General features: G+C 71.5%; 21 protein-coding genes and 7 pseudogenes. 3 read left to right on the top strand and 25 right to left on the bottom strand.

Annotated features, from left to right (window positions below; all coding sequences use genetic code 11):
- Positions 1-101 precede the first annotated feature (101 nt).
- The 15 genes and pseudogenes from rpe to H3H54_RS09595 all read right to left on the bottom strand — a co-directional run bounded on the left by rpe (position 102) and on the right by H3H54_RS09595 (position 15,857).
- Positions 102-788: a ribulose-phosphate 3-epimerase gene (gene rpe / locus H3H54_RS09520; RefSeq protein WP_262423713.1), complete on the bottom strand. Its 687-nt coding sequence runs from the start codon at positions 786-788 to the stop codon at positions 102-104.
- Entirely contained in the window at positions 785-2,170 is a 1,386-nt protein-coding gene (locus H3H54_RS09525; protein WP_262423714.1) for an RsmB/NOP family class I SAM-dependent RNA methyltransferase, read from the bottom strand. The genes rpe and H3H54_RS09525 overlap by 4 nt, the downstream gene beginning before the upstream one ends.
- Before the next feature lie 226 nt (positions 2,171-2,396).
- Positions 2,397-3,350, bottom strand: coding sequence for a methionyl-tRNA formyltransferase (gene fmt, locus H3H54_RS09530; protein ID WP_262423715.1), 954 nt, complete (start codon positions 3,348-3,350; stop codon positions 2,397-2,399).
- 30 nt (positions 3,351-3,380) lie between these two features.
- A pseudogene (locus H3H54_RS09535) lies at positions 3,381-5,004 on the bottom strand (SLC13 family permease).
- Between the two features lie 1,440 nt (positions 5,005-6,444).
- Positions 6,445-7,068: a hypothetical protein gene (locus H3H54_RS09540; protein WP_262423716.1), complete on the bottom strand. Its 624-nt coding sequence runs from the start codon at positions 7,066-7,068 to the stop codon at positions 6,445-6,447.
- A gap of 185 nt (positions 7,069-7,253) precedes the next feature.
- Positions 7,254-7,637, bottom strand: coding sequence for an FKBP-type peptidyl-prolyl cis-trans isomerase (locus tag H3H54_RS09545; RefSeq protein ID WP_262423717.1), 384 nt, complete (start codon positions 7,635-7,637; stop codon positions 7,254-7,256).
- A 35-nt stretch (positions 7,638-7,672) separates the two neighbouring features.
- Positions 7,673-8,059, bottom strand: coding sequence for an FKBP-type peptidyl-prolyl cis-trans isomerase (locus tag H3H54_RS09550; RefSeq protein ID WP_262423718.1), 387 nt, complete (start codon positions 8,057-8,059; stop codon positions 7,673-7,675).
- Positions 8,056-8,616: a hypothetical protein gene (locus H3H54_RS09555; protein WP_262423719.1), complete on the bottom strand. Its 561-nt coding sequence runs from the start codon at positions 8,614-8,616 to the stop codon at positions 8,056-8,058. Before H3H54_RS09555 ends, H3H54_RS09550 begins: the two co-directional genes overlap by 4 nt.
- A gap of 93 nt (positions 8,617-8,709) precedes the next feature.
- A pseudogene (gene pafA, locus H3H54_RS09560) lies at positions 8,710-10,121 on the bottom strand (Pup--protein ligase).
- Positions 10,122-10,125: 4 nt separating this feature from the next.
- Positions 10,126-10,314, bottom strand: coding sequence for a ubiquitin-like protein Pup (locus H3H54_RS09570; protein WP_262423721.1), 189 nt, complete (start codon positions 10,312-10,314; stop codon positions 10,126-10,128).
- 13 nt (positions 10,315-10,327) lie between these two features.
- Positions 10,328-12,012: pseudogene (gene dop / locus H3H54_RS09575) on the bottom strand (depupylase/deamidase Dop).
- Positions 12,009-13,600, bottom strand: a pseudogene (gene arc / locus H3H54_RS09580) (proteasome ATPase). The pseudogenes dop and arc overlap by 4 nt, the downstream one beginning before the upstream one ends.
- Before the next feature lie 29 nt (positions 13,601-13,629).
- Positions 13,630-14,589, bottom strand: coding sequence for a tRNA (adenine-N1)-methyltransferase (locus tag H3H54_RS09585; protein ID WP_262423723.1), 960 nt, complete (start codon positions 14,587-14,589; stop codon positions 13,630-13,632).
- 150 nt (positions 14,590-14,739) lie between these two features.
- A complete protein-coding gene (locus H3H54_RS09590) occupies positions 14,740-15,429 on the bottom strand; it encodes a site-2 protease family protein (protein ID WP_262426450.1) in 690 nt (229 codons plus the stop codon).
- Entirely contained in the window at positions 15,426-15,857 is a 432-nt protein-coding gene (locus tag H3H54_RS09595) for a site-2 protease family protein (RefSeq protein WP_262423724.1), read from the bottom strand. Before H3H54_RS09595 ends, H3H54_RS09590 begins: the two co-directional genes overlap by 4 nt.
- Positions 15,858-15,959: 102 nt before the next feature.
- Here H3H54_RS09595 and H3H54_RS09600 point away from each other — a divergent pair, with 102 nt between their 5' ends.
- Complete coding sequence (locus H3H54_RS09600; protein ID WP_262423725.1) at positions 15,960-16,766, top strand: PAC2 family protein; 807 nt, start codon at positions 15,960-15,962, stop codon at positions 16,764-16,766.
- Positions 16,767-16,781: 15 nt separating this feature from the next.
- Here the strand turns inward: H3H54_RS09600 and mshC are convergent.
- From mshC to H3H54_RS09615, 3 genes and pseudogenes are all read right to left on the bottom strand, one after another.
- Positions 16,782-18,027: pseudogene (mshC, locus tag H3H54_RS09605) on the bottom strand (cysteine--1-D-myo-inosityl 2-amino-2-deoxy-alpha-D-glucopyranoside ligase).
- 34 nt (positions 18,028-18,061) lie between these two features.
- Positions 18,062-18,934 carry an undecaprenyl-diphosphate phosphatase gene (locus H3H54_RS09610; RefSeq protein ID WP_262423726.1) on the bottom strand — a complete coding sequence of 291 codons (873 nt, stop codon included), beginning with the start codon at positions 18,932-18,934 and terminating at the stop codon, positions 18,062-18,064.
- 163 nt (positions 18,935-19,097) lie between these two features.
- Positions 19,098-19,430, bottom strand: a complete 333-nt coding sequence (locus H3H54_RS09615) for a DNA primase (RefSeq protein ID WP_262423727.1) — start codon at positions 19,428-19,430, stop codon at positions 19,098-19,100.
- A 132-nt stretch (positions 19,431-19,562) separates the two neighbouring features.
- Between H3H54_RS09615 and H3H54_RS09620 the strand changes: the two genes are divergently transcribed.
- Both H3H54_RS09620 and H3H54_RS09625 read left to right on the top strand, forming a co-directional pair.
- Positions 19,563-19,841, top strand: coding sequence for a DUF5703 family protein (locus H3H54_RS09620; protein ID WP_262423728.1), 279 nt, complete (start codon positions 19,563-19,565; stop codon positions 19,839-19,841).
- Positions 19,842-19,938: 97 nt separating this feature from the next.
- Positions 19,939-20,442, top strand: a complete 504-nt coding sequence (locus H3H54_RS09625; RefSeq protein WP_262423729.1) for a hypothetical protein — start codon at positions 19,939-19,941, stop codon at positions 20,440-20,442.
- A gap of 5 nt (positions 20,443-20,447) precedes the next feature.
- Here the strand turns inward: H3H54_RS09625 and H3H54_RS09630 are convergent, their stop codons facing one another.
- From H3H54_RS09630 to H3H54_RS09655, 7 genes and pseudogenes are all read right to left on the bottom strand, one after another.
- On the bottom strand, positions 20,448-21,029 hold the full coding sequence (locus tag H3H54_RS09630) for a TrmH family RNA methyltransferase (RefSeq protein WP_395963754.1): 582 nt from the start codon (positions 21,027-21,029) through the stop codon (positions 20,448-20,450).
- A 12-nt stretch (positions 21,030-21,041) separates the two neighbouring features.
- Positions 21,042-21,274: pseudogene (locus H3H54_RS19590) on the bottom strand (rRNA methyltransferase); the annotation flags it as partial.
- 46 nt (positions 21,275-21,320) lie between these two features.
- Entirely contained in the window at positions 21,321-21,788 is a 468-nt protein-coding gene (locus H3H54_RS09635; RefSeq protein ID WP_262423730.1) for a tRNA (cytidine(34)-2'-O)-methyltransferase, read from the bottom strand.
- 25 nt (positions 21,789-21,813) lie between these two features.
- Positions 21,814-21,984: a hypothetical protein gene (locus tag H3H54_RS09640; RefSeq protein WP_262423731.1), complete on the bottom strand. Its 171-nt coding sequence runs from the start codon at positions 21,982-21,984 to the stop codon at positions 21,814-21,816.
- Positions 21,985-22,142: 158 nt separating this feature from the next.
- Positions 22,143-22,745 carry a CehA/McbA family metallohydrolase gene (locus H3H54_RS09645; RefSeq protein ID WP_262423732.1) on the bottom strand — a complete coding sequence of 201 codons (603 nt, stop codon included), beginning with the start codon at positions 22,743-22,745 and terminating at the stop codon, positions 22,143-22,145.
- A gap of 292 nt (positions 22,746-23,037) precedes the next feature.
- The gene (locus tag H3H54_RS09650) at positions 23,038-23,856 is read right to left on the bottom strand and encodes a ChbG/HpnK family deacetylase (protein WP_262423733.1); all 819 of its coding nucleotides are present in this window, start codon (positions 23,854-23,856) and stop codon (positions 23,038-23,040) included.
- Positions 23,853-25,258 (bottom strand): annotated as a pseudogene (locus H3H54_RS09655) (MFS transporter). The gene H3H54_RS09650 and the pseudogene H3H54_RS09655 overlap by 4 nt, the downstream one beginning before the upstream one ends.
- Between the last annotated feature and the right edge of the window lie 25 nt (positions 25,259-25,283).

A 25,283-nucleotide genomic window follows, 5' to 3' on the forward strand; every position in this document is an offset into this window, starting at 1 on the left:
TGGTTGTGACCAGGTCATCTTAGACCGATGGCCCCGTCACCGGGTGTGGGGGTGAACACCTGTGACGGGGCCGTGAACGGTGGGGCGCTGGGCCGCGTCGCTCAGTGGGCGGCGTGACCCCGGGCGAGCTCGCGCAGGGCGGAGATCTCCTCGGCCGCATCCTGCGCGCGGTAGATCGCAGAACCAGCGACGAAGACGTTCGCCCCGGCCTCCGCGCAACGCTCGATGGTCTCGCGGCTGACCCCGCCATCGACCTGGATCGACACCTCGAGGTTCGACTCGCTGATCGCCGAGCGGGCCCGGCGGATCTTCGGGAGCATCGTCTCCAGGAAGCTCTGACCGCCGAAGCCGGGCTCGACCGTCATGATCAGCAGCATGTCGAACTCGCCGATGATGTCGAGGATCGGCTCGACCGCGGTGGCGGGCCGCAGGGCGATGCCCGCCTGCGCGTTCTTGCGGCGCAGGTCCCGGGCCAGCTTCACCGGGGCGCGGGCGGCCTCGAGGTGGAAGGTGACCGAGGAGGCGCCGGCCTCGGCGAAGACGGGTGCCTGGACATCCGCATCGTCGATCATCAGATGGGCGTCGATCGGGATGCTGCTGCGCTCGACGATCTGCTCGACCATGGACGGGCCGAAGGTCAGGTTCGGGACGAAATGGTTGTCCATCACGTCGACGTGGACGCTGTCGGCGGTGGAGATCTTGTCCAGCTCGGTGCCGATCGTCATGAAATCGGCGTTCAGGATGCTGGGGTGGATGTAGTGACCGTCGGTCGAGTACGGGGTGTTCATGCCGTCGGGAGTCCTTCCTCGGTGGGTGCGTGCTGCTTGCGGAGCAGGGAGATGTACATGGCGTCGGTGCCGTGGACGTGGGGCCACAGCTGGACTGCAGGGCCCTCGCCGAGCTCGATGTCCTGCTGTGCGGCGGGCAGGACCCCAGCGCGCACGGCCTCGCGCGCGTCGAGCTGCTCGACGTCATCGCGCCGCTTGAGCACATCGGCGACGATCAGCCGCGTCTCGGCCAGATGCGGGGAGCAGGTCACGTAGGCCACCACTCCCCCGGGCGCGGCCGCGTCGAGGGCGGAGGCGAGCAGGGCGCGCTGCACCCCGCCGAGCTGGCCGACATCCGCGGGGGTGCGGCGCCAGCGGGCCTCGGGGCGGCGGCGCAGCGCGCCGAGGCCGGAGCAGGGGACGTCGACGAGGACCCGGGAGAAGCGTCCAGGTTGCTCGGTGCCGAGGGTGGTTCCGTCGGCGGTGCGGGTGGTGATCTCGCAACCGGCCTCGCGCAGCGTGGCCACGGCGCGGTCCACCAGTTCGGTGCGGTGCTCCTGGAGCTCGACCGCGAGCAGATCCGCGTCGTGGCCGACGGACAGGCCGCCCAGCAGCGCGGCCTTGCCGCCGGGGCCCGCGCACAGATCCAGCCAGTGCTCGTCCTCGGCGAGGACCAGATCGTCGGCGCCGAGGGCGAGGGCGAGGGCCGCGAGCTGGCTGCCCTCGTCCTGGACCGCGACCCGGCCCTCCTTGACCGGGTCCATGCCGCCGGGGTCGCCGGAGGGCCAGGAGGCCGCGAAGATGCTCAGCCGTCCCTGGCTCGCACCGTGATCGATCAGCTCGTCGAGGTCGGTGAGGCCGGGACGCATCACCAGCGACACGGCCGGAGCCGCGTTCTGGGCGGCGAGCAGCTCGTCGATCTCCTCGCGCGAGCGTCCGTGACCGGCCAGCGCGTCAGTCAGGGCGCGCACCACCCAGCGCGGGTGGGAGTGCACCACGGCGAGATGCCCGGTGAGGTCCTTCTCGCGGTCGGGGGCGACCTCGGTGATCCACTGCTCGAGATCCTGCTGTCCCACCTTGCGCAGCACCGCATTGGCGAAGCTCGCCGCACCTGCGCCGACCTCGGCGCGGGCCAGGGCCACGGTCTCGGAGGTCGCGGCGTGCGGTGCGACGGTCATGTCCAGCAGCTGGTAGGCGCCGAGCCGCAGCACGTCCAGCAGCGCCGGATCGACCTCCTTCAGCGGGCGGTCCACGCAGGCGGCGAGGATCGCGTCGAGCCGTCCCTGTGCGCGCAGCGAGCCGTAGAACAGCTCGGTGGTGAAGGCGGCGTCACGCCCCGAGACGCGGTGGCTGCGCAGCAGGCGCGGCAGCACCAGGTTGGCGTAGGAGTCCTCCTCGCGCACCAGGCGCAGCCCTTCGAAGGCGACCTGGCGGGAGGGGGTCGAGCTGCGGGAGCGCTCGGAGGGGCGGGAGGTGGAGTAGCCACGGCGCGGGCCGCCCTGGCCGCGGGAGCCGGAGCGTTCACGGCCCTGGGCGTCGCGGGAGCGGTCCCCGTCGCGTCCTCGGCCGCGGCTGCTCCCCTGGCCTCGTCGCGGCGGCCGCGGTCCTGACCTCCCCGTCGCTCCTCGCTCATGCGCTCTCTCCGTCCTGCAGCTCGTCGGTGAATCGGGCTTCGGCGTCCAGCGCCGCGCCGCGGGCCCAGTCCGCCGCCCGCATCGGCCGCTTCCCGGCCGGTGCGAGGGTGGACAGGGCGATGGCATCGGTGCCGGTGCCCACGAGCACCTGGCGTTTGGTGGCCTCGATCCGACCGGGTGGGAGCGGTGCGTGCTCCGGGGCCTGTTCGACGCCGAGGATCTTTGCACGGGCGCCGTCCAGCAGCGTCCAGGCGCCGGGCTGCGGGCTCATGCCACGGATGTGGGCGCTGACCTCGTCGGCGCTGCGGGTCCAGTCGATCCGCGCCTCTGCAGTGGTGAGCTTCGCAGCGTGGGTCGCGGCGTCGTGGTCCTGCGGGGTGAGCTCGGCGGTGCCGTCCTCGAGGGCGTCCAGCGCCTGGAGCAGCACTGCGGCCCCGTCGATGGACATCCTCTCGAGCAGCTCGCCGGAGGTCTCGAACTCGCCGACGGCCGTCTGCTCGGTGGCGATCACGTCACCGGTGTCCAGGCCCGCCTCGAGCCGGAACACGCTCATGCCGGTGCTGCGCTGTCCGGCGAGGACGGCGCGCTGGGCGGGGGCTGCACCCCGCCAGGCCGGCAGCAGTGAGAAGTGCAGGTTCACCCAGCCAAGGCGGGGGATCTCGAGCGCTGCGGCCGGAACCATGTTCCCGTAGGCGACCACGGGCGCGGCGTCGGGGGCGAGCTCGCGGATCTGCTGCTGGACGGCGTCGTCGCGCAGCGTGCGCGGGGTGAGCACCGGGATCCCCGCCTCGAGGGCGAGGGCCTTGACGGGGGACGGCGCGAGCCTGCGGCCGCGGCCGGAGGGGGCGTCGGGTCGGGTCAGCACGCCCACCACCTCGTGCGAGGAGTCGAGCAGCGTGCGCAGGGACGGGAGGGCGGCCTCGGGGGTGCCGGCGAAGAGGAGACGCATGATGCCCCGAGTCTACGGCGGCGTCACTGGTCAGTAGACGAGCTGGAACACCCACACGGCGATGCTCATGGTGGCGGCCGTGATCAGGACGATCCCGATGAGGTTCAGCACCACGCCCGCCTTCGCCATCTGCGGGATCTGCACATAGCCGGAGCCGTAGGCGATCGCATTCGGGGGTGTGGCGACCGGGAGCATGAAGGCACAGGTCGCGGCGATCGCCACCGGGATGGCGAGCAGCATCGGGTCGATGCCGATGCCCACGGCGACCGCGGTGGCCACCGGCAGGAAGGTGGCGGCGGTGGCAGTGTTGGAGGTCAGCTCGGTGAGGAAGAGGATGCCGGCTGCAGCGATGGCCACGATCAGCACCACCGGCAGGCCGCCGAGCCCGGCGGTGACCTCGCCGATCCAGGTGGTCAGGCCCGAGGAGCTGAACTGCGAGGACAGCGCGAGGCCGCCGCCGAACAGGAGCAGCACGCCCCAGGGCAGCTTCACCGCCGCATCCCAGTCCAGCAGGCGCACGCCGCGGGCGGCGCCGGCGGGCATCACGAACAGCACCAGGCCGACGAGCATCGCGATCCCGGCGTCCGAGATCGGCGGGTCCTCGGCACCGAGGGCATCAGAGATGAGCGGGATGAACACCCAGCAGAGGGCTGCCAGCACGAAGATCACCGCGACACGGATCTCACCGGAGGAGAGCGGGCCCAGCTTGCGCCGCTCCTCACGGATCAGCTCGGCGCCGCCGGGGATCTCGGCGATCTCGGGCTTGAACAGCACCTTGGTCAGCAGCAGCCAGGCGATGACCATGAAAATCACAGCCAGCGGCCCCCACCAGCATCCAGCGGCCGAATCCGAGGGTGATGCCGAACTCCTGGCTCATGTGCGCGGCCAGCAGCGCGTTGGGCGGGGTGCCGATGATCGTGGCGAGCGATCCGATCGAGGCGGCGTAGGCGATGCCGAGCATCATGGCGGTGCCGAAGTTCGACCGCACGGCCTCCGAGGAGGGGCCCGGGGCTCCCTCCTCCGGATGGGGGTCCACGCCCTCGCCGGGCTCCTCGCCCTTGGCCGCGGCGTCCTCCAGGCGGAGCTTGTTCACCAGCATCAGCACCGACAGCCCGATCGGCAGCATCATCACCGCGGTCGCCGTGTTCGAGACCCACATCGAGATGAAGCCGGTGGCGACCATGAAGCCGAGCACCAGCAGGGAGGGGCTGGCGCCGATCGAGCCGACGATCGCGAGGGCGATCCGTCGGTGGAGGTTCCAGCGCTGCATCCCCAGCGCGAGCATGAACCCGCCCATGAACAGGAAGATCACGTTGTTGCCGTAGGAGGCGCCCACGTCATCGACCGCGACCTCGGAGTTCAGCACGGGGAAGACCACCAGCGGCACGAGTGCGGTCGCGGGGATCGGCAGTGCCTCCGTCATCCACCAGACGGCCATGAGGATCGCGATGGCCGCGGTGAGCTTGGCCCCGTGGGGCACATCGGCCGGCATGAGCAGGTAGATCGCGACCGCTAAGAGCGGCCCGAGCGCCAGGCCCAGTCGACGCACGAGCAGGGTGCGGCCGGATTCCGCCGGTGCGCGCTCCCCCTCGGAGAGATCGGGACGGTCTTCCGTCGAGGACTCCTGCGGCGTGCTCCCGGTGTGGGGCGTCATCATGTCTCCTGCATCGCATCGTCGCGGTGTGGCACGTGTGACACCGCACACTACGGGAGCAGGAGGGAACCGGCGCAGATTCCGCTCAGAACACGTCGGGCGGGTCCAGCCGCACACGCAGCGATCCGCGTGCCTTACGGGCGCTGCGCGCGGCGACTCCGGCGCGCAGCGCGACGGCGAGTTCTCGCGAGCGGGCCGGTTCGATGCGCACCACGGCCCGGGCCCGGCCTGCGGCATCGGGCCCCTCGAGATCGACCGGGCCGAACACGTCGGTGCCGTCCGGCAGCTCGACGGCCTCCAGGAAGGCGCGGCAGGCCTCGCGGTCTCCCACGATCTCCGCGACGCGGCGGAACGGCGGCAGGTCCAGCTCACGGCGGTCCTCGAGCACCCGGTCGAGGAAGAACGTGGAGCGGTGCGCCACCAGGTCCCGGATCGCGGGCAGCGTGGAGGTGCCCACCACCAGCACCTCCCCGCCCTCGTCGGCGCTGCGCACCAGGGCGATCGCGCCGCGCCAGCGTCTCACCGCCTCGATGTCCGCGTCGAAGGCGGCGCGTCCCAGCAGCGCGTCCGCGTCCAGCAGCAGGCAGGCGGCGTAGCGGCCCGGGGGTGCGGGTTCGGCGCCCGGGGTGGCGACGATGATCGCCTGGTCCGGCACGGCGTCGTCCTCGACGGCGCCGTGCGCCCCGCCCGCGACCTTGAGCGTGGTACCGGGGAAGGCGCGGTGCAGCTCCTCGGCGGTGCGGGTGGATCCGATGACCATGGCCCGCACCTGGGTGCGGTCGCATTCGGGGCAGCGGTACCCGTCCTCGCGGCGGCCGCAGACCCGGCAGTGGAGGGGTCCGTTGCGGCCGCTCTGCGAGAGGGGGGCGGAGCAGTGCGGGCACTGGGCCCGGGTGCGGCAGAAGGTGCAGGCGATCGCGGGCGCGTAGCCGGAGCGAGGCACCTGGACGAGCACCGGCCCCTTCTCGAGCCCGCGGCGGATCACCCGCATCGCCTCCTGCGGCAGCCGTGAGCGTCCCGAGGCTCCTTCGCGCTCACGCAGGTATTCGTCCATCGCCACGATCCGTGGTCGCACCGCGGTGACGGGGCCGGGCAGCGGCTCCAGGCGCGCGAGGTAGCCCAGATCGCCGAGGGCCCGCAGCGTCACGGAGTCGCTCGCGCTGAGGAACAGCAGCGCGCAGCGCTCCTCGGCGGAGCGGCACTGCAGCACGGTGCGGGTGTGCGGGTAGGGAGAACGAGGCTCCTCGAGCAGATCGTCCGCCTCGTCCCAGCAGATGACCAGCGCCAGCCCCTGGACCGGGGCGAAGGCGGCGGAGCGGTTGCCGAGCACCACGCGGGTCGCGCCGCGAAGGATCCGGCGGAAGGTCCGGTAGCGCTTCTCGGGGCCCTCGGTGCCGGCGAGGATCTCGTGCGCGATGCCGCGTTCGTCGAGCACCCGGCTCAGCCGGGCGACGTCCCGCTGATCGGGGGCGATGACGAGCGCTCCCTGCTCGGTATCGAGGTCTCCGATCGCATCGGCGGCGATCTCGGTCCAGGTGTCGTTCGCGTCCAGGGTGAGGCTGGCGCGGGGCACCGGTCCCTCCTGGCTGCCGGCGCGCGCGAGCAGGGCGGCGAGTCCCGGGTAACGGTCCCCGGGGCGGGCGGGGGCGGGCTGTGCGTCCGCGTCAGGCGTCGCGGCCGACGGGGTTCAGCAGGTTCGCCCGCCTCGGGTTCCTTCTCGGCGGCGGCCCGATCGGCCTTCTCGGCGCGGGCGTGGCGCGGCGGCAGGGCCAGGCGCAGCACGTCCCCGACAGTCCCGGCGCAGCGTTCGGCGACCTCCTCGCACACGCGCATCATCGCGGGCGGGACCACGACGTCCTCGGAGACCAGGCGGTGCAGCGGGGCGAGGGCGCGATCGGTGGTCGGCGCGGCGTGGCGCCCGAGCACGATCCCTTCGGTGTCCTTGCCGGAGAAGCGCACCCGTACCCGCATCCCGGGCCCTGCGGCCTGCGTGGCGGGGGTGACGGCGTACTCGAAGGGACGGTCCAGGTGAGGCAGCACTCCCACCAGGCGCACGCTCGCCACCGGGAGCTCCTCGACCACGTCGAAGCCGGCGGTGGTGCGCAGGCCGGAGGCCCGGGCCGCGGCAGGGCGGCCCGGGTCGCTCGGCGCGGCGGCCGGCGGGGAGGCGGGAACAGGAACGGCGGGGGCCGCGAAGAGGGGCTCCTGCCCTCCTGCGTGCTCCCCCGCCGCTCCCTCGGCGGTGCTGCTCAGCGCTTGTGCACCGCCACCAGGTCGCAGACGAAGATCAGGGACTCGCCCGGAGCGATGACGGGCGGGGCGCCCTGGTCGCCGTAGCCGAGGGCTGCGGGGATGTCGAGACGGCGCCGGCCGCCGACCTTCATGCCCTGCACGCCCTGGTCCCAGCCGGAGATGACCTGGCCCACGCCGAGCTGGAAGCGCAGCGGCTCGCCGCGATCCCAGGAGGCATCGAACTGCTCGCCGGTGGAGTGGGAGATGCCCACGTAATGCACGTCGACGACGTCGCCGCGGCCGGCCTCCTCGCCGTCACCGACGATCTCGTCGGTGCTGACCAGCTCGGTGGGCGCAGGGCCCTCGGGGAAGTCGACCTCGGGCTTGGTGCGATCAGTCATGCGGTCCTCCTGTGGTGGGTGAATCTGTTCCGGGGTCAGTCTGCCCTGTGCGCGGCATCGAGGATGTCGACGACGAAGATGAGGGTCTCGCCCGCGAGATCGCCCTGGTCGCCGTAGGCCTCCGCGGCCGGGACCACCAGCATGACCTGGCTGCCCACGGGGAGGTCCAGCAGGTTCTCCTCCCAGCCCTGGATCACCTGGCTCTCTCCCTGGGCGAAGGAGAAGGGGGCCCCACGATCCCAGGAGGAGTCGAACGGCTCGCCGTCGGACCACTTCCAGCCCGAGTACTGCATGGTGAGGTAATCGCCGGCGCGAGTGGTGTCGCCCGTGCCGAGGATCAGCTCCTCGCGGACGGTCGCAGCGGGCGCCTCACCCTCGGGCGGGGCGTCGAGTGTGGGTGCACCGTTCTCGGCGAGCGTCACGGTGGGGAAGGTGCCGGACGGCTCCGCGGGCTCCCCTCGGCGCGCAGCTGGGAGACGACGCGGTCCACGTCGCCCACCTGGAGCAGGGAGTAGGCCTGGCCGTTGCTGCTCTGCTGCCAGCCGGCCATCACGAAGCGGGAGCCGACGGCCATGGCGGTGAACACGTCGAAGGCGGCCTGACCGATGCCGTCGGCGGTGACCTGGACGCCGCCGGCCGGTCCTCCCTGCCACCAGGACTGCAACGTCTCGCCCGTGGAGGCGTCCACGTACATGTGACGCCAGATGATGGTGTCGCCCTCGGCGACCAGGTCGCCGTCGCCCTCGACGATGATCTGCGCGCCGGCGGAGGTGATCTCGAGCGGGGTGGTGAACTCGACCGTCGGCTCCGTGCCGAGATCGTCGCTCACGGTGACGCCGGAGAGCACCTCGCCGTCGCCGCCCCCGTCGGAGGGACCACCGCTGGCCTCCGGATCGGTGCCCTCATCGGTACAGGCGGCGAGGCCTATGGCGGCGGTCGCGGTGAGGGCGGTGGTCAGCAGGGTGCGGCGGCGGATCAAGTCAGGACCTTTCGGATCGGCGGCCCCGTGAGCCGGGGCAGGCACCAGGGTACGGGCAGGCAGGTGGCAGGACGCTGAGGTGTGCGCGAGTGCTCAGGCGAAGGGCGCCGGATCGGCTCCCGGGCCGCTGCCCAGATCGCGGATCTCCTCGAGCAGGGCGTCGACCGCTGGCAGCTCGGTGGCGAAGGGGTCGAGGACCTGCACAGGCCTGGAGCCCGGGCGGGTCAGCCGCATCGTGGTCCAGTCCACGACGTGGTCCACGCCGTGCTCCTGCGCCGCGGTGACCACCTGTCCGCGCAGATGCGCGCGAGTGGTGGTCGGCGCGGTGGACCTGGCCGCCTCGATCCGCTCCTCGGGCAGGGACGCAGGCGCGAGGCCCCGGCGCTGCAGGGCGTAGAACACGCCCTGCCCTGGATCGATGTCGTGATAGGCGAGATCCAGCCGTTCGATCGCCGGATCGCCGAGATCGATCCCGCGACGGGCGGTGACCTGCTCGAACAGCCGTTCCTTGATCGCCCAGTCCAGATGCGTGGCAGCCCAGGAACGGTCTCCTGTGCGGACGGCGTCGATCCCTTTCTGCCAGGACTCGAGCACCTCCTGCTCGGAGTCGTCGGCGAAGTCCGTGACGTGATCGAGCCAGCGCTGCTGCACCTCGATCGCCGTGGTGGTGCCCCCGCCGGCGGTGGGGATCGGCGCCGTACCGCTGAGGTCGCGGGCGACGGCCCGGATCGCGGCGATGTCGTCGTGGAGGGTCAGCTCAGGCAGGGCGCGCCCGCCCTCGATCGCGCGCAGCACCAGGTCGGTGGTCGCGAACCGGAGGTGGGTGGAGACCTCGCTCATGGTGGAGTCACCCACGATGACGTGCAGGCGCCGGTACCGGCTGGGGTCTCCGTGGGGCTCATCGCGGGTGTTGATGATCGGCCGGGTGCGGGTGGTGGCCGAGGAGACCGCCTCCCACATGTGGTCGCTGCGGCGGGAGAAGACGAACTGCGCCTCTGCGGGATCCGCACCGTCGCTGCTCTGCGGGCGCACCACTCCCCGGCGCCCGTCACGATCTGACGGGTGACCAGGAAGGGCAGCAGGTAGCGCGGCAGCCGGGTGAACTCGCCGCGGCGGTCCACCAGGAAGTTCTCGTGCGAGCCGAAGGCGTTGCCCGCGGAGTCGACGTTGTTCTTCAGCAGGTGGATGCGCGCATCCTGACCCTCCGCGGCCAGGCGCTCATTGGCCTGGACGGTGAGATCGGCGAAGATCCGTTCCCCGGCACGGTCCTGGGCGACCAGCTCCCACCAGTCGTCGCACTCGGCGGTCGCGTACTCCGGGTGGGAGCCGACATCCAGGTAGAGCCGTGCGGCGTTGCGGAGGAACACGTTCGATGAGCGGCCCATCGCCACGACCGGTCGGAACAGCTCTCGCGCGGCCGCCTCCGGTTCCAGGGCCCGCGAGCCGTCGGCCCGCACGCACACCAGGCCGAACTCGGTCTCCAGTCCTCCGACTCGACGCTTCATCGGCTCACTGGCCGCCCTTCTGCACGAAGGAACGCACGAAGGTCTCGGCGTTGGTCTCCAGGACGGAGTCGATCTCGTCGAGCAGATCGTCCGCCGCCTGCGCGGAGGCGAAGGTCTGACCGCCGGTCACGATCTCGGGGCTCTGCTCGTCCTCGCCTCCGCCGCCGGGGGCGTTCAGGGACTGCTGGGACATGGGGTCCTCCTTCTCAGTCGGTGACGGCTCGGCGCAGGGCGTCGAGGATCGTCGTGGGGTCGTCGGCCGGGTCGATCCCGTGCTGCGCGCACCAGAGCGCGGAGCCCAGGCGGGGATCCGCCAGCCGCAGCCGGTGCCCGCCCTCGGGGCCCGCCAGGGTGATCGCGTCCCATCCGGCGGAGGGGACGTTCGCGCGGTGCGCGGCGATGAGGCCGCCCCGCAGATGGGCTCGGGTGCTGGAGGGGGCGGTGTGCACCGCTTCCTCGACCTCGTCCTGGCCCACGATGCGGGGCACCGCGCCGGCGGTGCGGAGCTTGTCGAACAGGCCCCGTCCGGGCCGCAGATCGGAGTACTGCAGGTCGATCATGTACATCCGCGGATCATTCCAGTCCAGGCCGTGCCGGCCCGGTAGCGCTCCAGCAGCTGGAGCTTGGCGACCCACTCGACGCGCTCGGCGGCGAGCATCGGGTCCTGCTCGAGCAGATCGAGGATCTCACCCCACGAATCCAGCACCGTCGCGGTCTCCTCGTCGGCGGTGTCGGCGACCGCGGCGAGGGCTTCGAGGTGGGCGCGCTGGATCTGGAGGGCGGTGAGCTCGCGGCCGTCGGCCAGCGGCACGGTGGTGCGCAGCGACGGGTCGTGGCTGATGGCGCGCACCGCGGCGACCGGGTCCGCGAGGCGCAGATCGGGCAGGATCGCGGCGCCGGTGCGGTGCTCGGCCTCGAGCGCGGCCAGCACCAGCGAGGTGGTGCCGAGCTTGAGGAAGGTGGACTCCTCGAGCAGGTTCGCATCGCCGATGATGACGTGCAGGCGCCGGAAGCGGGTCGGGTCCGAGTGCGGTTCGTCGCGGGTGTTGACGATGGGCCGGTTCAGGGTGGTCTCGAGCCCCACCTCGGCCTCCATGAAGTCGGCGCGGGAGGAGAGCTGGTAGCCGGGCTCCTGGCCGCGGGTGCCGCGCCCCACCCGGCCGGAGCCGACCAGCACCTGGCGGGTGGCCAGGAACGGGAGCATCGCGGAGACCACGCGCTCGAAGGGGACGGCGCGGTCCACCAGGTAGTTCTCGTGGGTGCCGTAGGAGGCGCCCTTGCCGTCGGTGTTGTTCTTGTACAGCGCGACCTCGGGGATGCCGTCGGCGGCGGCGAGGATCTCCATCGCGCGGCGCGCGATCTCCTCCCCGGCACGGTCCGCGACGACAGCTTCGCGGGCGCGGAGCACCTCGGGGGCGGAGTACTCGGGATGCGCGTGGTCGACGTACCAGCGGGCGCCGTTGCGGAGCACCGCGTTGCCGATCGAGCGCTGGGAGGCCCAGGCGAGCACCTCGGCGTCGTCCCCGTCGGGAGCGATCTCGGGGCCGGCCAGGGGGATGTCCATCTCGACGCTGGGCACGTGGGCGTCCCGGACCTCGTCGGTCAGCTGGGAGGGGTGGGCGGCGGCGCGCTGCAGCTCGAAGCCGCGGGCGTCGCGCAGCGGGGTCTCGTCCCCGTAGTCCCAGCGCACGCGCACGCCTCGCTCACCCTCCTGGGGGTCGAGCAGCGCGTAGGCCCCGATCACCAGATGCGACAGCAGGATCGAGCTGCCGGCGCCGGAGCGGGCGCGATCCTCGAGGTCGGCATGGGCCACCCCGAACTCGGTCTCGATGCCCATCACCCGCTCGGTGGTGAGCGCGGTGGCGGGGGTCTGCTCGGCGGCGTCGTTCATGAGGGGACCTCCTCGGTGGCCTCGTCGTGGGCGGCGGAGCCCTGGGTGCGTCCCTGCAGCGGGACCACCGCATCGACGCGGCGCCGGCCGCTGCCTGGCAGTCCCGTGGTCCGGGCCCAGTCCTCGGGGTGGGCGGCCGAGGGCATGTCCTCGTTCTCCACGAACTCGGCGGTGATGGCGTCCTGCAGGTGCTGGGCGCCCACGCCGACGATCCCGGTGGCGATCTGATCCTTGACCGCGAGCTTCTTCGCGCGGTCCACGATGTTGCGCAGGGTCGCGCCGGAGACGAAGTCCCGGAAGTGGAGCGTGTCGTGGCCCCCGTCGGAGTACTCGACGCGCACGAAGGCCGAGGCCGGGCTGCCGTCGTAGATCTCGCGCGTCGCGAGGTCCAGCAGCTGCTCGCGGTCCTCGCGCACGGGCACCGACTCATCGAGGTAGAGGCCCAGGATCTCCCGACCTGCCCGCGCGTTGGGGCGGCGCACCCGGATCTTCACGTCGAGCCGGCCGGGGCGCAGGATCGCCGGATCGATCATGTCCTCACGGTTGGAGGCACCGATCACGATCACGTTGTCGAGCCCCTCGACGCCGTCGATCTCGGCCAGCAGCTGCGGCACGATCGTGGTCTCCACATCGCTGGACAGGCCTGTCCCGCGGGTACGGAACAGCGCCTCCATCTCGTCGAAGAAGATCACCACGGGATGGTCGGCGGCGGCCTTCTCGCGGGCGCGCTCGAAGACGAGGCGGATGGAGCGCTCGGTCTCGCCGACGTACTTGTTCAGCAGCTCCGGGCCCTTGACGTTGAGGAAGGCGGAGTTCTCGAGCGCCTCGGCGACGCTCACCCCGCGCACCTCGGCGCTGCGCAGCACCAGTTCGTGAGCAACCGCCTTGGCGATCATCGTCTTGCCGCAGCCGGGAGGCCCGTAGAGCAGCACGCCCTGCTGCGGGGGCCGCAGACCGTAGGTGCGGTAGAGATCCTGCTGGAGGAACGGCAGCTCGACGGCGTCGCGGATCGCCTCGATCTGCTCGCCCAGCCCGCCGATCTGCTCGAAGGACACCTCCGGGACCTGCTCGAGCACGAGATCGGTGATCTCGGCGCGGTCGATCCTCTCGAGCACCAGCTGCGACTTGAGGTCCACCAGCACGTGATCACCGGGGTGGAGCTGCTCCGAGGTGAGCGCGCCGGCGCGGCCCAGCACCCGGGTGTCGTCGGGGGCGACGGCCACCAGGATGCGGGAGTCGGCGAGGGCCTCGACCACCGGCACCACATTGCCGGCGTCGCCCTGCGCGACCGCCTCGACGGCGGCGAGGGCCTCGTTCAGCCGCAGCTCGGTCCCCGGGACCAGCGCCTCGAGGTCGAGGCTCGCGGCGGTCGCGACGCGGAGGCGGCGGCCGTGATGGAGCACGTCGATGGTGCTGCCCTCACAGCGGCGCAGGAAGGTGGCGTAGGAGTTCGGCGGATCGCCCACCCGCTCCAGATCCTTCTTGAGATCGACGATCTGCTCACGGGCGGCGCGGAGCCCCCGACCAGTCGTTCGTTGTGCGCTGCGAGCTTGTCGAGCTCGGCGGTCATCTCGGCATACGTCTTCATCGTCATCACGTTCCCCTTCCCGGGCTCGATCAGCGATCGCGGCCCTGTCGGATGTCGCGCAGCGCCCGCTTGAGCTTGCGCGGTGCGACGCCGCGCTCCCCGAGGTCCTGCGGCTCCCAGTCCCCGCCCGAGCCGCCGAAGCCCTCGTTGTCGGGGTGGTTCAGCTCCTCCTCGAGTCGCGAACCGGGTGCCGGCCGGGTCACCCGGGTCAGGGCCGGGGTGCCGTGCGCGGTGCGTCGTGCGGTGAGCAGGAAGCCGGTGTGGGCGTTCATCCGGTGCTCGGGTCGCACCGCGAGGCCCTCCAGGTGCCAGGGCCGCACGAACGATTCCCAGGCATAGGGCTCGGTGAACTCGCCGTGGTCGCGCAGGGCCTCCGCGGTGCGGGAGAGCTGCGTGACGGTCGCGACGTAGGCGAGGAACACCCCGCCGGAGACGAGCACCTCAGCGGCCGAGTCCACGCACTCCCAGGGCGCGAGCATGTCCAGCACCACCCTGTCCACGGAGGGCTCCTCGGGCGAGAGCGTCGGGGCGACGTCCTGGAAGTCGCCGATCGACAGCTGCCAGGAGGGGTGGGGCTCGCCGAAGAACGTCTCGACGTTCTCCCGAGCCACCTCAGCGAAGTCCTCGCGCCGTTCGATCGAGTGGACCCGGCCCTCGGGGCCGACGGCGCGCAGCAGCGCGGTGGTCAGGCCACCGGAGCCGACCCCGGCCTCGAGCACCCGGGCACCGGGGAAGATGTCGCCCCACATCAGGATCTGGGCGGAATCCTTGGGATAGATGATCGCGGCGCCGCGCGGCATGGAGAGCATGTAGTCGGCGTACAGCGGACGCAGCGCCTGGTAGCGGGTGCCGTGGCTGTCCTCGACCACCACGCCGTCCTCGGCGCCGATCAGCAGGTCGTGGCGGAGCACTCCGCGGTGGGAGTGGAACTCTCCGCCGGGCTTCAGGGTGATGGTGTGCAGCCGGTTCTTGGAATCTGCGAGCTGCACCTTGTCCCCGAGATCGAAGGGACCGGTGCGGTCGAGTCCGCGCTTCGGTGCCCGGGGGCGGGCTCCTGCGCCCCGGGGTGGGCGGCGGGCTGCGGCTGATCAGTCATGGGTTCCAGCATATGGCGTGCACCGAGGCACGGGTCGTGATGTTCACCGCCGGCGCAGGAGCGCATTGACATCGGCGCTCAGGATCACACCGCGCACCGTGCCGTCCTCCGCGAGCACCAGGTATGCAGGCGCAGGACGGGCGAGCATCGCCTCGATCAGCGCGTCACCCTGCAGTGCGGCGGGGAGCACGGCGACGTCTCCGACGGATCCGGCGACGGCGTGCGCCGGGGTGGCGGCACGGTGCTCCGGCGGGACGGAGCCTGCGGCCGTGAGGTCGATCCGGTAGGCCCGGCCGATCCGGTCCGGTGCGGCGGCGGCACGATCGAGGAGCAGGACCTGCTCGAGCTCCTCGTCGGTCCCGAGCTGCGCCAGCGGCGCATGCGGCGGGACGATCCGCATCGGGACGGCGAGGCCGACGGCGTCGAGGGTGCGGATGCGGGCCTGCATCGAGGCGCCCTCGAGCGCCCGGGTGGCGCCCTGCCACAGCAGCCCGGCGATCAGCATCGCCCAGACCAGGGTGAGCAGGGAGAGGCTGCCGGCCCCGCCCGTGCGCATGATCTGCAGCAGCGGGTAGGCCACGACGGCGACGGCGATGGCACGCCCGGCCCAGGCCGTGATCCGGGTGGCCAGCACCGGGTTCCGCAGCACCGCGCCCAGCAGCGACTCGAGCGCCCTGCCGCCGTCCATCGGTAGGCCGGGCAGCAGGTTGAACAGTGCCAGGACGAGGTTCAGCCAGGCGCTGACCGAGAAGACACCGCGAGGGAGGAGCCCGGCTCCGCCAGCTGCGTCGCACCGGCGGCCAGCGCGGCCAGCACGCCGTTCGCAAAAGGCCCGGAGAGGGAGACCAGCACCGATCCCAGCGCTGGCATCTGGCGGGCGCGGTATTGCGTGTGACCACCCCACAGGGTGAGCGCGATGTGGTCGACCGTGGCGCCGAAGGCGCGCGCGGTCACTGCATGCGCGGCCTCGTGCACCAGCACGGAGACGATCATGAACAGGCCGATCGCGATGGAGAGCAGCACCACCACGCCCTGCTCCGCGCCGCCGCGGCTGAGTGCCGGGTACATCAGCACCGCCAGCAGCAGCACCGTGACGAGGGTGCCCGGGCTGACACGGATCGGAGGCAGCGCTCCGAGGCGCAGCGTGGGGCTTCTCATCATCCGTCTCCATCCGTGTCCCCGGCGGCGGCTCCCAGGGCAGGCCGAGGATAGCCGCTCCCCCTGCGCACCGGCTCGATGCCGCACGGACCCTATGATGGAGGGATGAGTCGAATCGCCATCACGGCTTTCAGCGGATGGAACGATGCCGGCGAAGCCGCCACCGGGGTGATCGAGCATCTGCTCGAGGTCTGGCCCTCGCGGCCGGTCGGTGCGGTGGACGCCGAGGAGTTCATCGACTTCCAGGTCAACCGCCCCGAGATCCGCACTGCGGAGGACGGCACGCGGATCATCGACTGGCCGGACACCCAGCTGCACCTGATCACGCCGCCGCAGGGCCCGGAGATCATCGCCGTCATCGGTCCGGAGCCGTCGCTGCACTGGAAGCGCTTCTGCGACGAGGTGCTCGAGCAGCTGCAGATCCTGGGCGCCGCATCGGTGCTCTCCCTGGGCGCGCTGCTCGCGGATTCGCCGCACAGCCGGCCCCTGCCGGTCTCCACCCAGCCCGAATCGGTGCCTGCCCACCCCGGTGGGGAGGAGCAGTACTCGGGGCCGATCGGAGTCCCCACGATCCTCGCCCGTCGCACCGCGAGCGCAGGCCTGCCCACCACGAGCATCTGGGTCCAGGTCCCGCACTACGTCTCGCAGAACTCCTCCCCCAAGGCGGTGCTCGGCCTGATGCGGGAGGTGCAGGAGGTCATCAGCGCCCCGATCCCGCTCGATGAGCTGGTCGAGGACGCGGAGGCCTGGGAGCGAGGGGTCGACGAGCTCGCCCGCACCGACGAGGACGTCGCCGACTACGTGCGCCATCTCGAGCAGGCGCAGGATGCAGCCGGGCTCCCGGAGGCCAGCGGTGACGCGATCGCCAAGGAGTTCGAGCAGTTCCTGCGCCGACGCCGGGGCCAGGAGTGAGCTGACCCCTCGGGATCAGACCAGGGCGATGCCGAAGAGGGCGTCGACGGCCGCGCCCACGTCGCCGGGGGCCTCGGCCAGGTCGTCGGAGCGGGCGGTGCTGCCGCCCGCGGCCCAGCTGTCCAGGGCCTCGAGCGCGGTCGCGGTGTCGAGGTCATCGCGCAGAGCCGCGCGCAGGGCCTGCACCGTCGCGGGGTGGTGCCCGCCGCGGCGGGCGGCCAGGCGGTAGCTCTCCAGCCGCGAGAGGGCGAGCTCGAGCTCCTCCTCCGACCACTCCCAGTCCGAGCGGTAATGGTGCGCCATCAGCACCAGCCGGATCGCCATCGGGTCCACGCCGTCGCGCACCAGGCGGTGCACGAAGACCAGGTTGCCGAGCGACTTGCTCATCTTCTCGCCCTCGTAGGCGACCATGCCGCTGTGGGCATAGCTGGTCGCGAAGGGGCGGCCCAGGGCCACGGAGTGGGCGGCGCTGAGATCGTGATGGGGGAAGATCAGATCGCTGCCGCCAGCCTGGATGTCGAAGGGGAGGCCGAGCGCCTCTTCGGCGATGCAGACGCATTCGACATGCCATCCCGGCCGACCGCGGCCCAGCTCCCCGGCCTCCCAGGCCGGCTCGCCCGGTCGCTCGGCATGCCACAGCAGCGGGTCCAGACGCCCGCGCTTGCCCTCCCTGTCGGGGTCTCCCCGCGCTCGGCGAAGACCTCGAGCATCTGCTCCTCGGTCCACCCGGAGACGTCGCCCAGGGCGCCGTCGATCGACAGGTCCAGGTACCAGTCCGGCCCGTCGGCATCAGCCGCCTCCACGGGATAGGCGCGGCCGCGCTGATGCAGGGTGAGCACCACGGCGATGATCTGGTCCATCGCCTCGCTCACGGAGCGGTAGGTCTCGGGGGCCAGGATCCGCAGCGCCGCCATGTCGGAGGTGAACAGCTCGACCTGGGAGGCAGCGAGATCGCGCCAGTCCAGGCCGTCGCGCTCGGCGCGCTCGAACAGCGGATCATCGACGTCGGTGATGTTCTGCGCCATCTCGACCTCGACGCCGGTGTCGTGCAGAGCTCGCCGCATCAGATCCGCCGCATGATAGGTCGCGGCGTGACCGAGATGAGTGGAGTCGTAGGGGTGATCCCGCAGACGTACAGCCGTGCGCGTCCTGGGGTGAGGGGGATGATCGGCGCGATGCGCCCGGTCCGAGTGTCGTACAGCCTCAGCGGTACGTCGGAGGCGGGCAGGGGGCGAAGCGCGGGAGAGGTCCAGGAGAGCACCAGATGATCATACGATCCGCGGGCCGTGCGAGGGTCAGGCGCCTCCCAGCGGATCCACCACACCGAATCCGAGCAATGCCAGCAGCACCAGGCCCGCGCCGACGCGGTAGATGACGAACATCAGGTACGAACGGGTCTCGATCACGCGCATGAACCAGACGATCACCGCGTAGCCGAGGACGAAGGCCACCACGGTCGCGACCACCATCGCCAGGAGCGAGGGCTCCCCCGCGGCCGCCGCCGCGGCCCGCCCGTCGGCCGTCAGGAGCACCGGCACCTCCTGGGCGGCCTTGTACAGCCCGGAGGCGAACACTGCCGGCACCGCGAGCAGGAAGGCGTAGCGGGCGGCCGCCTGCCGGGTGTACCCCATGAGCAGTCCTGCGGTGATCGTGCCGCCGGACCGGGAGACGCCCGGGATGAGGGCGAGGGCCTGGGCCAGGCCGAAGATGATGCCGTCGCGGACGGTGAGCTCCTTGAGCTCCTTGCGCTGCGGGGCGATGCGGTCCGCCATGCCCAGGAGGAGCCCGAAGACGATCAGCATGATCGCGGTGATGTAGAGGTTCCGCAGGGTGTGATCGATCTGATCTTCGAAGAGGAGACCCAGCACACCGATCGGGATCGAGCCGATGATCACCAGCCAGCCCATCCGGACATCGGGGTCGGAGTGCGGGACCTTCCCCGCGAGCGCCTTGAACCATCTGCCGATGATGCGGGTGATGTCCGACCAGAAGTAGATCAGCACCGCCGCTTCGGTGCCGAGCTGGATGATCGCGGTGAACGCGGCGCCCGGATCCTGCCCGGGGTTCATCAGCTCTCCGGCCACGCGCACGTGCGCGCTCGAGGAGATCGGGAGGAACTCGGTCAACGCCTGGACCAGGCCCAGGATCACCGCCTCGATGAACGACATGAACACTCCTCGATGGCTTCAGGGGGCTGTCCGCGCCGCGCAGGGACGGTGCCGGACCCCGGACAGAGTACGCGGCGCCGGGCAGTGGGCCCGGCGCCGCGCAGCGGAGCAGTGGTGAAGACTACGTGGAGGTGCGGAGACGTACGGAGGAGGGCCTCAGCGCTCAGCGCGCGGAGTCCTCGTCGCCATCGTCCTCGTAGTCCTCATCGTCGTAGTCGTCATCGTCATCGTCATCGTCCTCGTCGAAGTCGTCGAGATCGTCGAAGTCGTCATCATCATCGTCATCATCGTCGTCGTCGTCGAAGACGATCAGCGGGGTGGCGACGTCGTAGGCGTCGAAGAGGGCGTCGTCGTAGGTGTCGAAGGCGGTGGCGAGGCGCTCGGTGGCGGAGTCCAGGGCGGGATCGTCGTCACCCCGCGAGGCGGCGGCGGCCTCGTAGTGACGTTCGAGGGCAGCGATCAGCGCAGCAAGAGCGGAGCGAGGATCCGTGTTCATGGTTGGACGGTACCCCGTCTGGCGGCAGAATGGACAGTGGAGCCGTGCTCGTCATGATCACGAATCCGCCGCAGTCGCAGCAGCCCCGCGGGCCATTGCTGTCGCTGGTCACCGAGCACAGGAGGAAATCTGTTGATCCGACCGCGCACCCCTCTCGTCGCCGGGGTCCAGCACGTGAGCGATCCCCGCGGGTGGCGGGACCTGCCCGTCGAGCGCGGTCGGCGCGCGGCGGACTACGAGTTCCAGATCTTCACGGTGCCGCGCGGCATCTCCTTCGGGCAGGTGCGCGCCGAGCTGGCCGAGCAGGCCGAGTATGGCAGGTGGGAGCATGCCCGCACCCGTCTGTACATCGGCGGTGGGAAGAAGGTCTGGATGCGCCGCCGCATCATCCGGGTGCAGTCCACGCTCTAGCAGCCCCCAGGCCAGTCCGGCCGGAGCCGGGAGGGCGGTTGTCCACAGTGCACCGCGGAAACCTGCCGCGCCCGCCCGTGTCTGGTCCAATGGCCTGGTGCCCGAGAGCTCCCCGCTGCTGATCGCTGTGCTGCTGGTGGTGTACCTGCCGCCCGCGGTGGTGCTGTCATGGGTCGATGGCCGGGAGCGTCGGTTGCCGAACCGCTGGGTCGCCGGCCTCACCGCGGGGGTGGGCCTCTCGCTGCTGCTGCTCGCCCTGATGGTTCCCGAGCTCAGGCCGGGCCTGCGCACCGCCGCGGTGCTCGCGCTGGTGCTCGGGATCGGGGCGATCCTGGTGAGCCTGCTCGCTCCCCCGCTGCTGGGCATGGGAGATGCGAAGACGGTGCCGGTGGTGGTGGGGATGTCCGCCGCGCTGGGCGGAGAGGTGCTGATCGCCGGTCTGCTGGGAGTCGCCCTGGTGGGCGGTGCTGTCGGGACGGCGGTGATCGCGGTGACCCGTCGCGCGGGGGTGCGTTTCGCTCTGGGGCCGGTGCTCCTTGCCTGCCCGTTCCTGGGGCTGCTGGGCGCTCCCCTGGTGGGTGCCGCACTCGGCACCGGCTGAGCCGCTCAGCTGGCCGTGACCCCTGCGCGGCGCTGACGCCGGGTCTCGTACAGCGCGATCGAGCCTGCCACGGAGGCGTTCAGCGAGGAGGCGCTTCCGGTCATCGGGATCTCCGCGACCACGTCGCAGGCCTCCCTCCAACCGGCGCTCATCCCGGTCGTCTCGTTGCCCAGCACCAGCAGCGTGGGGCCGGTCAGGTCGGTATCCGCGAGCTCGTTCCCGCCGGCCTCGTCGAGGCCGACCACGGTCCACGGCTCACCGAGGTCGCGTCGACCATCGATCCAGCTCATCACCTCGCGGTGGGAGGGCAGGCGCAGCACCGGCATCGCGAAGAGGGAGCCGGTGCTCGCGCGGATCGCTGCGGGATCCCAGGCGTCCGCGGAGCGCCCGGTGATCAGCAGCCCGTCGGCGCCGAGGGCGTCGACCGAGCGTGCCAGCGAGCCGATGTTGCCCGGGCTGGAGGGGCGGTCGAAGGCGACCAGCACGGTGGAGGCCGTCAGGGTGAGGCGCTGCGGATCATCGGAGGGCACGGCCGCGAGCGCCAGGAGCTCCGGTGAGCCGTCGTCGCGCTCGCCCAGCTCCGCCATCAGCTCGGGGGCGAGCACCACCACCGGTGCAGGAGGGTTCTCCAGCAGCTGCTGCGCCCAGCGTGAGGGCTGGTCCCGGCCGTCGGAGAGCAGCGCCCGGATCTCGACGCCGTGGGCGATGGCCTGGGAGATCGGGCGCACCCCTGGATGAGCATCTCGCCGGTGCGGGTGCGTTTGGTGCGGTTGGTCAGCAGTGCCTGCCACTGCTGGAACAGAGCGTTGCGTCGCGCGATGTGTGCCGGCAGCGCCGGGGTGCCCCGGGGCCGCTGCGCGAAGAGGACTGCTTCTCGTTCATGCTCCGGCTCCGTCGTAGCTGAGCTGCCGCCAGGCCTCGTACACCGCGATCGAGACCGCGTTGGCGAGGTTCAGCGAGCGCCGGGCGGGAAGCATCGGGATCCGGACCCTCGAGGTGATACGCGGGTGAGCCATGACCTCCTCGGGCAGGCCTGTCGGCTCCGTCCCGAACAGAAGCACGTCCTCGCGGCGGTATTCGATGCTCTCGAAGGACACGTCCGTGCCTGAGCTGAAGGCGAACACCCGTGCCTCGGGCACCGCGGCGAAGGCCTGCTCGATGCCCGGATGGATGCTGACATCAGCGAGATCGTGATAGTCGAGCCCGGCACGGCGCAGCTTGGCGTCCTCCAGGTCGAAGCCGAGCGGCTCGATCAGGTGCAGGCGGGCGCCGGTGACGGCCGAGAGCCGGATCGCGTTGCCGGTGTTGCCGGCGATCGCGGGCTCGTGGAGGAAGACGTGGACCATGCCGGAGATTCTTCCACGCCGGTGCTCACGGAGAGATCGCGAGCAGTTCGCCGCCGGGGGTCTCGAGCCGGAAGGGGCCCTGGCCGGTGGCCGGGATCACCACGCGCTGCCCGTGCAGGAGCCGGGCCCGTCCCTCGAGGTCGCGCAGCACGGTGCCGTCGGCGCCGATGGCGATCAGCTCGTCCTCGCGCCTCACGAGCGCCGGAGCGTCCGGGGTGGGCAGCGTGGTCAGGGCTGTGCGGCCCGCGCGTGCGGCGTCGAGGATCGCCTCCGGACTGCGGTCCTCCGCAGCGACCCAGGTGGTCGGCGTTCCCGGGAGGTAGCCGTGGCGGGGGTGGTGGTAGTCGCTGCCGCCTAGCAGGATCGTCCCGCGCGGCCACCGCGAAAGCAGCGCCCACGGTGCGGTGGCGGTGCGCTCGAGGAACCAGCTGACATGCCACAGCTCGAGGGCGGGCGGCAGGACAGCGAGCGGATGCTGCCAGGCGTTGTCATCGGCGAGGGGTGGTTGACGCTGAGCAGGCCGCCCTCACGTTCCACCTGTGTGCGCCAGTGGGAGGGGTCGCGGCGGAAGTCGACCCAGGAGATATCCCCCAGCGCGTTGGCGTGGCCGCGCGGGGTGGTGACCTCCTGGCCCGGAAGCAGCGTGATCCCGTGCCGCGCCCCGACGCTGCTGAGATGCGGCAGGTGGGAGACCGTGTTGTGCTCGGTGACGGCGAGGAAGTCCAGCCCGTGCCCGGCGGCGAGGGCGGCGAGCTCATCGAGGGACTGCTCGCCGTCGGAATGGGTGGAATGGCTGTGGAAATCGCCGGCCAGCCAGGTCAGGCCCGGGGCTGCGGGCAGAGCCCGTGCACTGGCCCGGGGCGTCTCGGCGCGAGCGCGGGCGAGCGGCTCCGGAGGGATCGGTGAGAGAGCCGGCAGGTGGATCTCGACCGTGACCGGCAGCGGCGCTGCCGGCATGCGGTACAGGCCCAGCTGGACATCCCAGCGGCCGGGCTCGAGCCCCCGGGGAGGTAGCCGGGGGTGGCGGCGTCGTGCCGGATGACGAAGCGGTCGCGTGCAGCTCCGGACCATCCGCGCCAGCCGCCCGGGCCTTCGAGCCCGAGGTCGATCGTGGCCGCCTCGCGGTCATGGATCAGATGCACCTCGAGGCTCGGGGTCCCTGCGGGCACATCGAACGCCACCGTGTGCACGGGATGCTCCAGCTGCTGCTCGAGACCCAGCTCGAGCCGATGCACGATCGGGGTTGTGCTCACCACTCCTCCACCAGTTCGATCTTCTCCGTGTCCAGCGCTCGCCGCCAGTGCGGATCCTGGAGCAGGCGTGCTTCCCAGGTCCTCACCTCCGGGATCCCGGGCCCGGGGCCCGAAGGATGCAGGAACAGTTCGCTGGTGCCCTCCGGGAGTCGGCGCAGCCCGTCGATCAGCTCGGCCCGCAGGGCCTGGTATCCGCCATGATCAGCGGTGGTGCGGCGGCTGGTCAGGAGCGCGTCGGGCAGCCGTACCCCATGGGCATCGGCCAGCTCCACCGCTTCACGGTGTCGTACCCCTACCCAGGGCTCGAGACCGGATCCCGGGTGATGAACGGGCTCCCGCGGGAAGCGGAAACTGAGCCGATGTTCTGCGCACCAGGCGAGCACCATCGGCAGCAGCTGCTCACCACCGCGCAGTCCGTAGAGGACGCCGGCGTGGGAGTCGGCCGTACGGGGTTCCAACCCTGCACGGTGCATCCAATCCAGCTGGGCATCCAACTCGGCCCGCACCTGCTCGGGATCAGCGGTGAGCTCGACCCGGCGGGCGTCGGCGGGCAGATCGCCCTGTTCGTCACGCAGCGTCGCCCCGGCGGTCAGCGGTCGCCAGGGGCCGGGCCCTGCATCACTGGTCAGCGTGAGGTGGAGCTGCGGATCGACACCGCTGGAACGGAACGTCTCCACGGCCTGCGCTGCATGCGGTGAGACCGGGATCAGCGTGGCCCGGGTGATCGCTCCGGCGAGGTGCAGAGCGTGGATGGCCGCGGTCCCGGCATGGTCGCGTCCCAGGTCATCGGCGGTGATGACGAGGCGCCGGGTCACGGTCCGCTCCGGGAGTTCGCGAGCTGCGACGACTCCGACGGAGGCGGTGGGACCCGGATGAACCGGGAGGCGATCGCACCGATGCTGCAGAGGATGAACGGATAGACGCACAGGTAGACCCGGAACGCCTGTCCGGGGTCCGTGCCCGGATCATCTCCGGAGTAGTAGCCGTACAGCAGCCCGAGGGAGGCCAGCGCTACTCCGGTGACCGCGCCGTTGAGCCGGCCGAACACGCCGAAGGCGGAGAGGAACAGCCCCTCGCGGTGCACCCCGTTGCGCGCGGCGTCGAGATCGAGGACCCGCGCGACGACCAGATCGTTGGTCGCCATCATCCCAGCCCACCCGAGCCCCAGCACCGCCCCAGCACCGAGCGCGGCCGGCAGAGATCCCGCGAAGTACATCAGGCCGAACGAGGCCCCGAGCACGAGGAACGCGATCCGCCAGGTGCGCAGCGCCCCGATCCGGGTGATCAGGCGCAGCCATCCGAACAGCGCCCCCGCGGCGACCAGGATCACGACCCCCTGCAGCCCGAAGGCGTAGGCGACGGGCAGCTCGAGGGTGTAGCGGACGTACAGCTGCACCCCGGACAGCACGATCGCCAGGGCGATGCCGTAGCAGGCGCTGGTCAGGCCCACTGCCCAGAACAGGGGGTTCTTCAGGATCTGCATCACCGCCGGGAGCAGGCGCGGGCGATGCTCCTGGGCATGCCGGGGTTCTCCCGCACCCCGAGCGCCATCACCGTGATCACCGCGACGGCGAGCAGCGCGTACAGGATCGCGGTGAGGGTGAAGCCCTCGGTGGTCTCCTCTGTCCCCAGCAGGGAGGTGGTCAGCACCGGTGTCAGTGCGAGGGAGATGATCATCGCGACCAGCTGGAAGGCCTGTCGGAGCACGTTGGCGAGCCCTCGGCGCCGTTCGGTCGGGAACAGCTCGGGCAGCAGCGCTCCGTAGTTGGCGTTCAGCATCGAGTCGAACAGCTCGGAGAGGATCGCGAAAACGGCGAACCAAAGCACCAGCGCGAGGCCGTCGAGGGCCGACGGCGGGCTGAACAGGGCGATCATCGATGCGGCGAGCAGGGGTGCACCGATCAGCAGCCAGGGTCGTCGGCGCCCGAAACGGGTGCGGGTGCGGTCGGAGAGGTAGCCCAGCAGCGGGTTGTCGATCGCATCGATGACCGCGTAGAGCACCATCACCACGGCGTAGGCGCGAACATCGAGGCCCAGGATGTCCACGTAGAACAGCACGATCGAGCTCTTGATCATGGTGATCGGGATGGAGGTGCCGAACATCCCCAGGGCGTAGCGCCACGGCGGAGTACGCTCGAGCGTCGCCGCGGCGGGAAGGGGCGCTGCGTCCGGCGATGCTGCCACGGCGGTTCCTTGCCTCGGAGGTGTCGCTCGCATCGTAGCGGTGGGCGTGCGGGCGCAT

This window comes from Brachybacterium sp. Z12, from assembly GCF_014400405.1.
GTDB lineage: Bacteria > Actinomycetota > Actinomycetes > Actinomycetales > Dermabacteraceae > Brachybacterium.

Excerpts from the sequence above, each read along its gene's own strand:
- rpe (WP_262423713.1), bottom strand. The coding sequence starts at position 788 with ATGAACACCCCGTACTCGACCGACGGTCACTACATCCACCCCAGCATC.
- fmt (WP_262423715.1), bottom strand. The coding sequence starts at position 3,350 with ATGCGTCTCCTCTTCGCCGGCACCCCCGAGGCCGCCCTCCCGTCCCTG.
- H3H54_RS09545 (WP_262423717.1), bottom strand. The coding sequence starts at position 7,637 with ATGACTGATCGCACCAAGCCCGAGGTCGACTTCCCCGAGGGCCCTGCG.
- H3H54_RS09570 (WP_262423721.1), bottom strand. The coding sequence starts at position 10,314 with ATGTCCCAGCAGTCCCTGAACGCCCCCGGCGGCGGAGGCGAGGACGAG.
- H3H54_RS09595 (WP_262423724.1), bottom strand. The coding sequence starts at position 15,857 with ATGATGAGAAGCCCCACGCTGCGCCTCGGAGCGCTGCCTCCGATCCGT.
- H3H54_RS09600 (WP_262423725.1), top strand. The coding sequence starts at position 15,960 with ATGAGTCGAATCGCCATCACGGCTTTCAGCGGATGGAACGATGCCGGC.
- H3H54_RS09610 (WP_262423726.1), bottom strand. The coding sequence starts at position 18,934 with ATGTCGTTCATCGAGGCGGTGATCCTGGGCCTGGTCCAGGCGTTGACC.
- H3H54_RS09615 (WP_262423727.1), bottom strand. The coding sequence starts at position 19,430 with ATGAACACGGATCCTCGCTCCGCTCTTGCTGCGCTGATCGCTGCCCTC.
- H3H54_RS09630 (WP_395963754.1), bottom strand. The coding sequence starts at position 21,029 with ATGGCGGAGCTGGGCGAGCGCGACGACGGCTCACCGGAGCTCCTGGCG.
- H3H54_RS09635 (WP_262423730.1), bottom strand. The coding sequence starts at position 21,788 with ATGGTCCACGTCTTCCTCCACGAGCCCGCGATCGCCGGCAACACCGGC.
- H3H54_RS09645 (WP_262423732.1), bottom strand. The coding sequence starts at position 22,745 with ATGCCGGCAGCGCCGCTGCCGGTCACGGTCGAGATCCACCTGCCGGCT.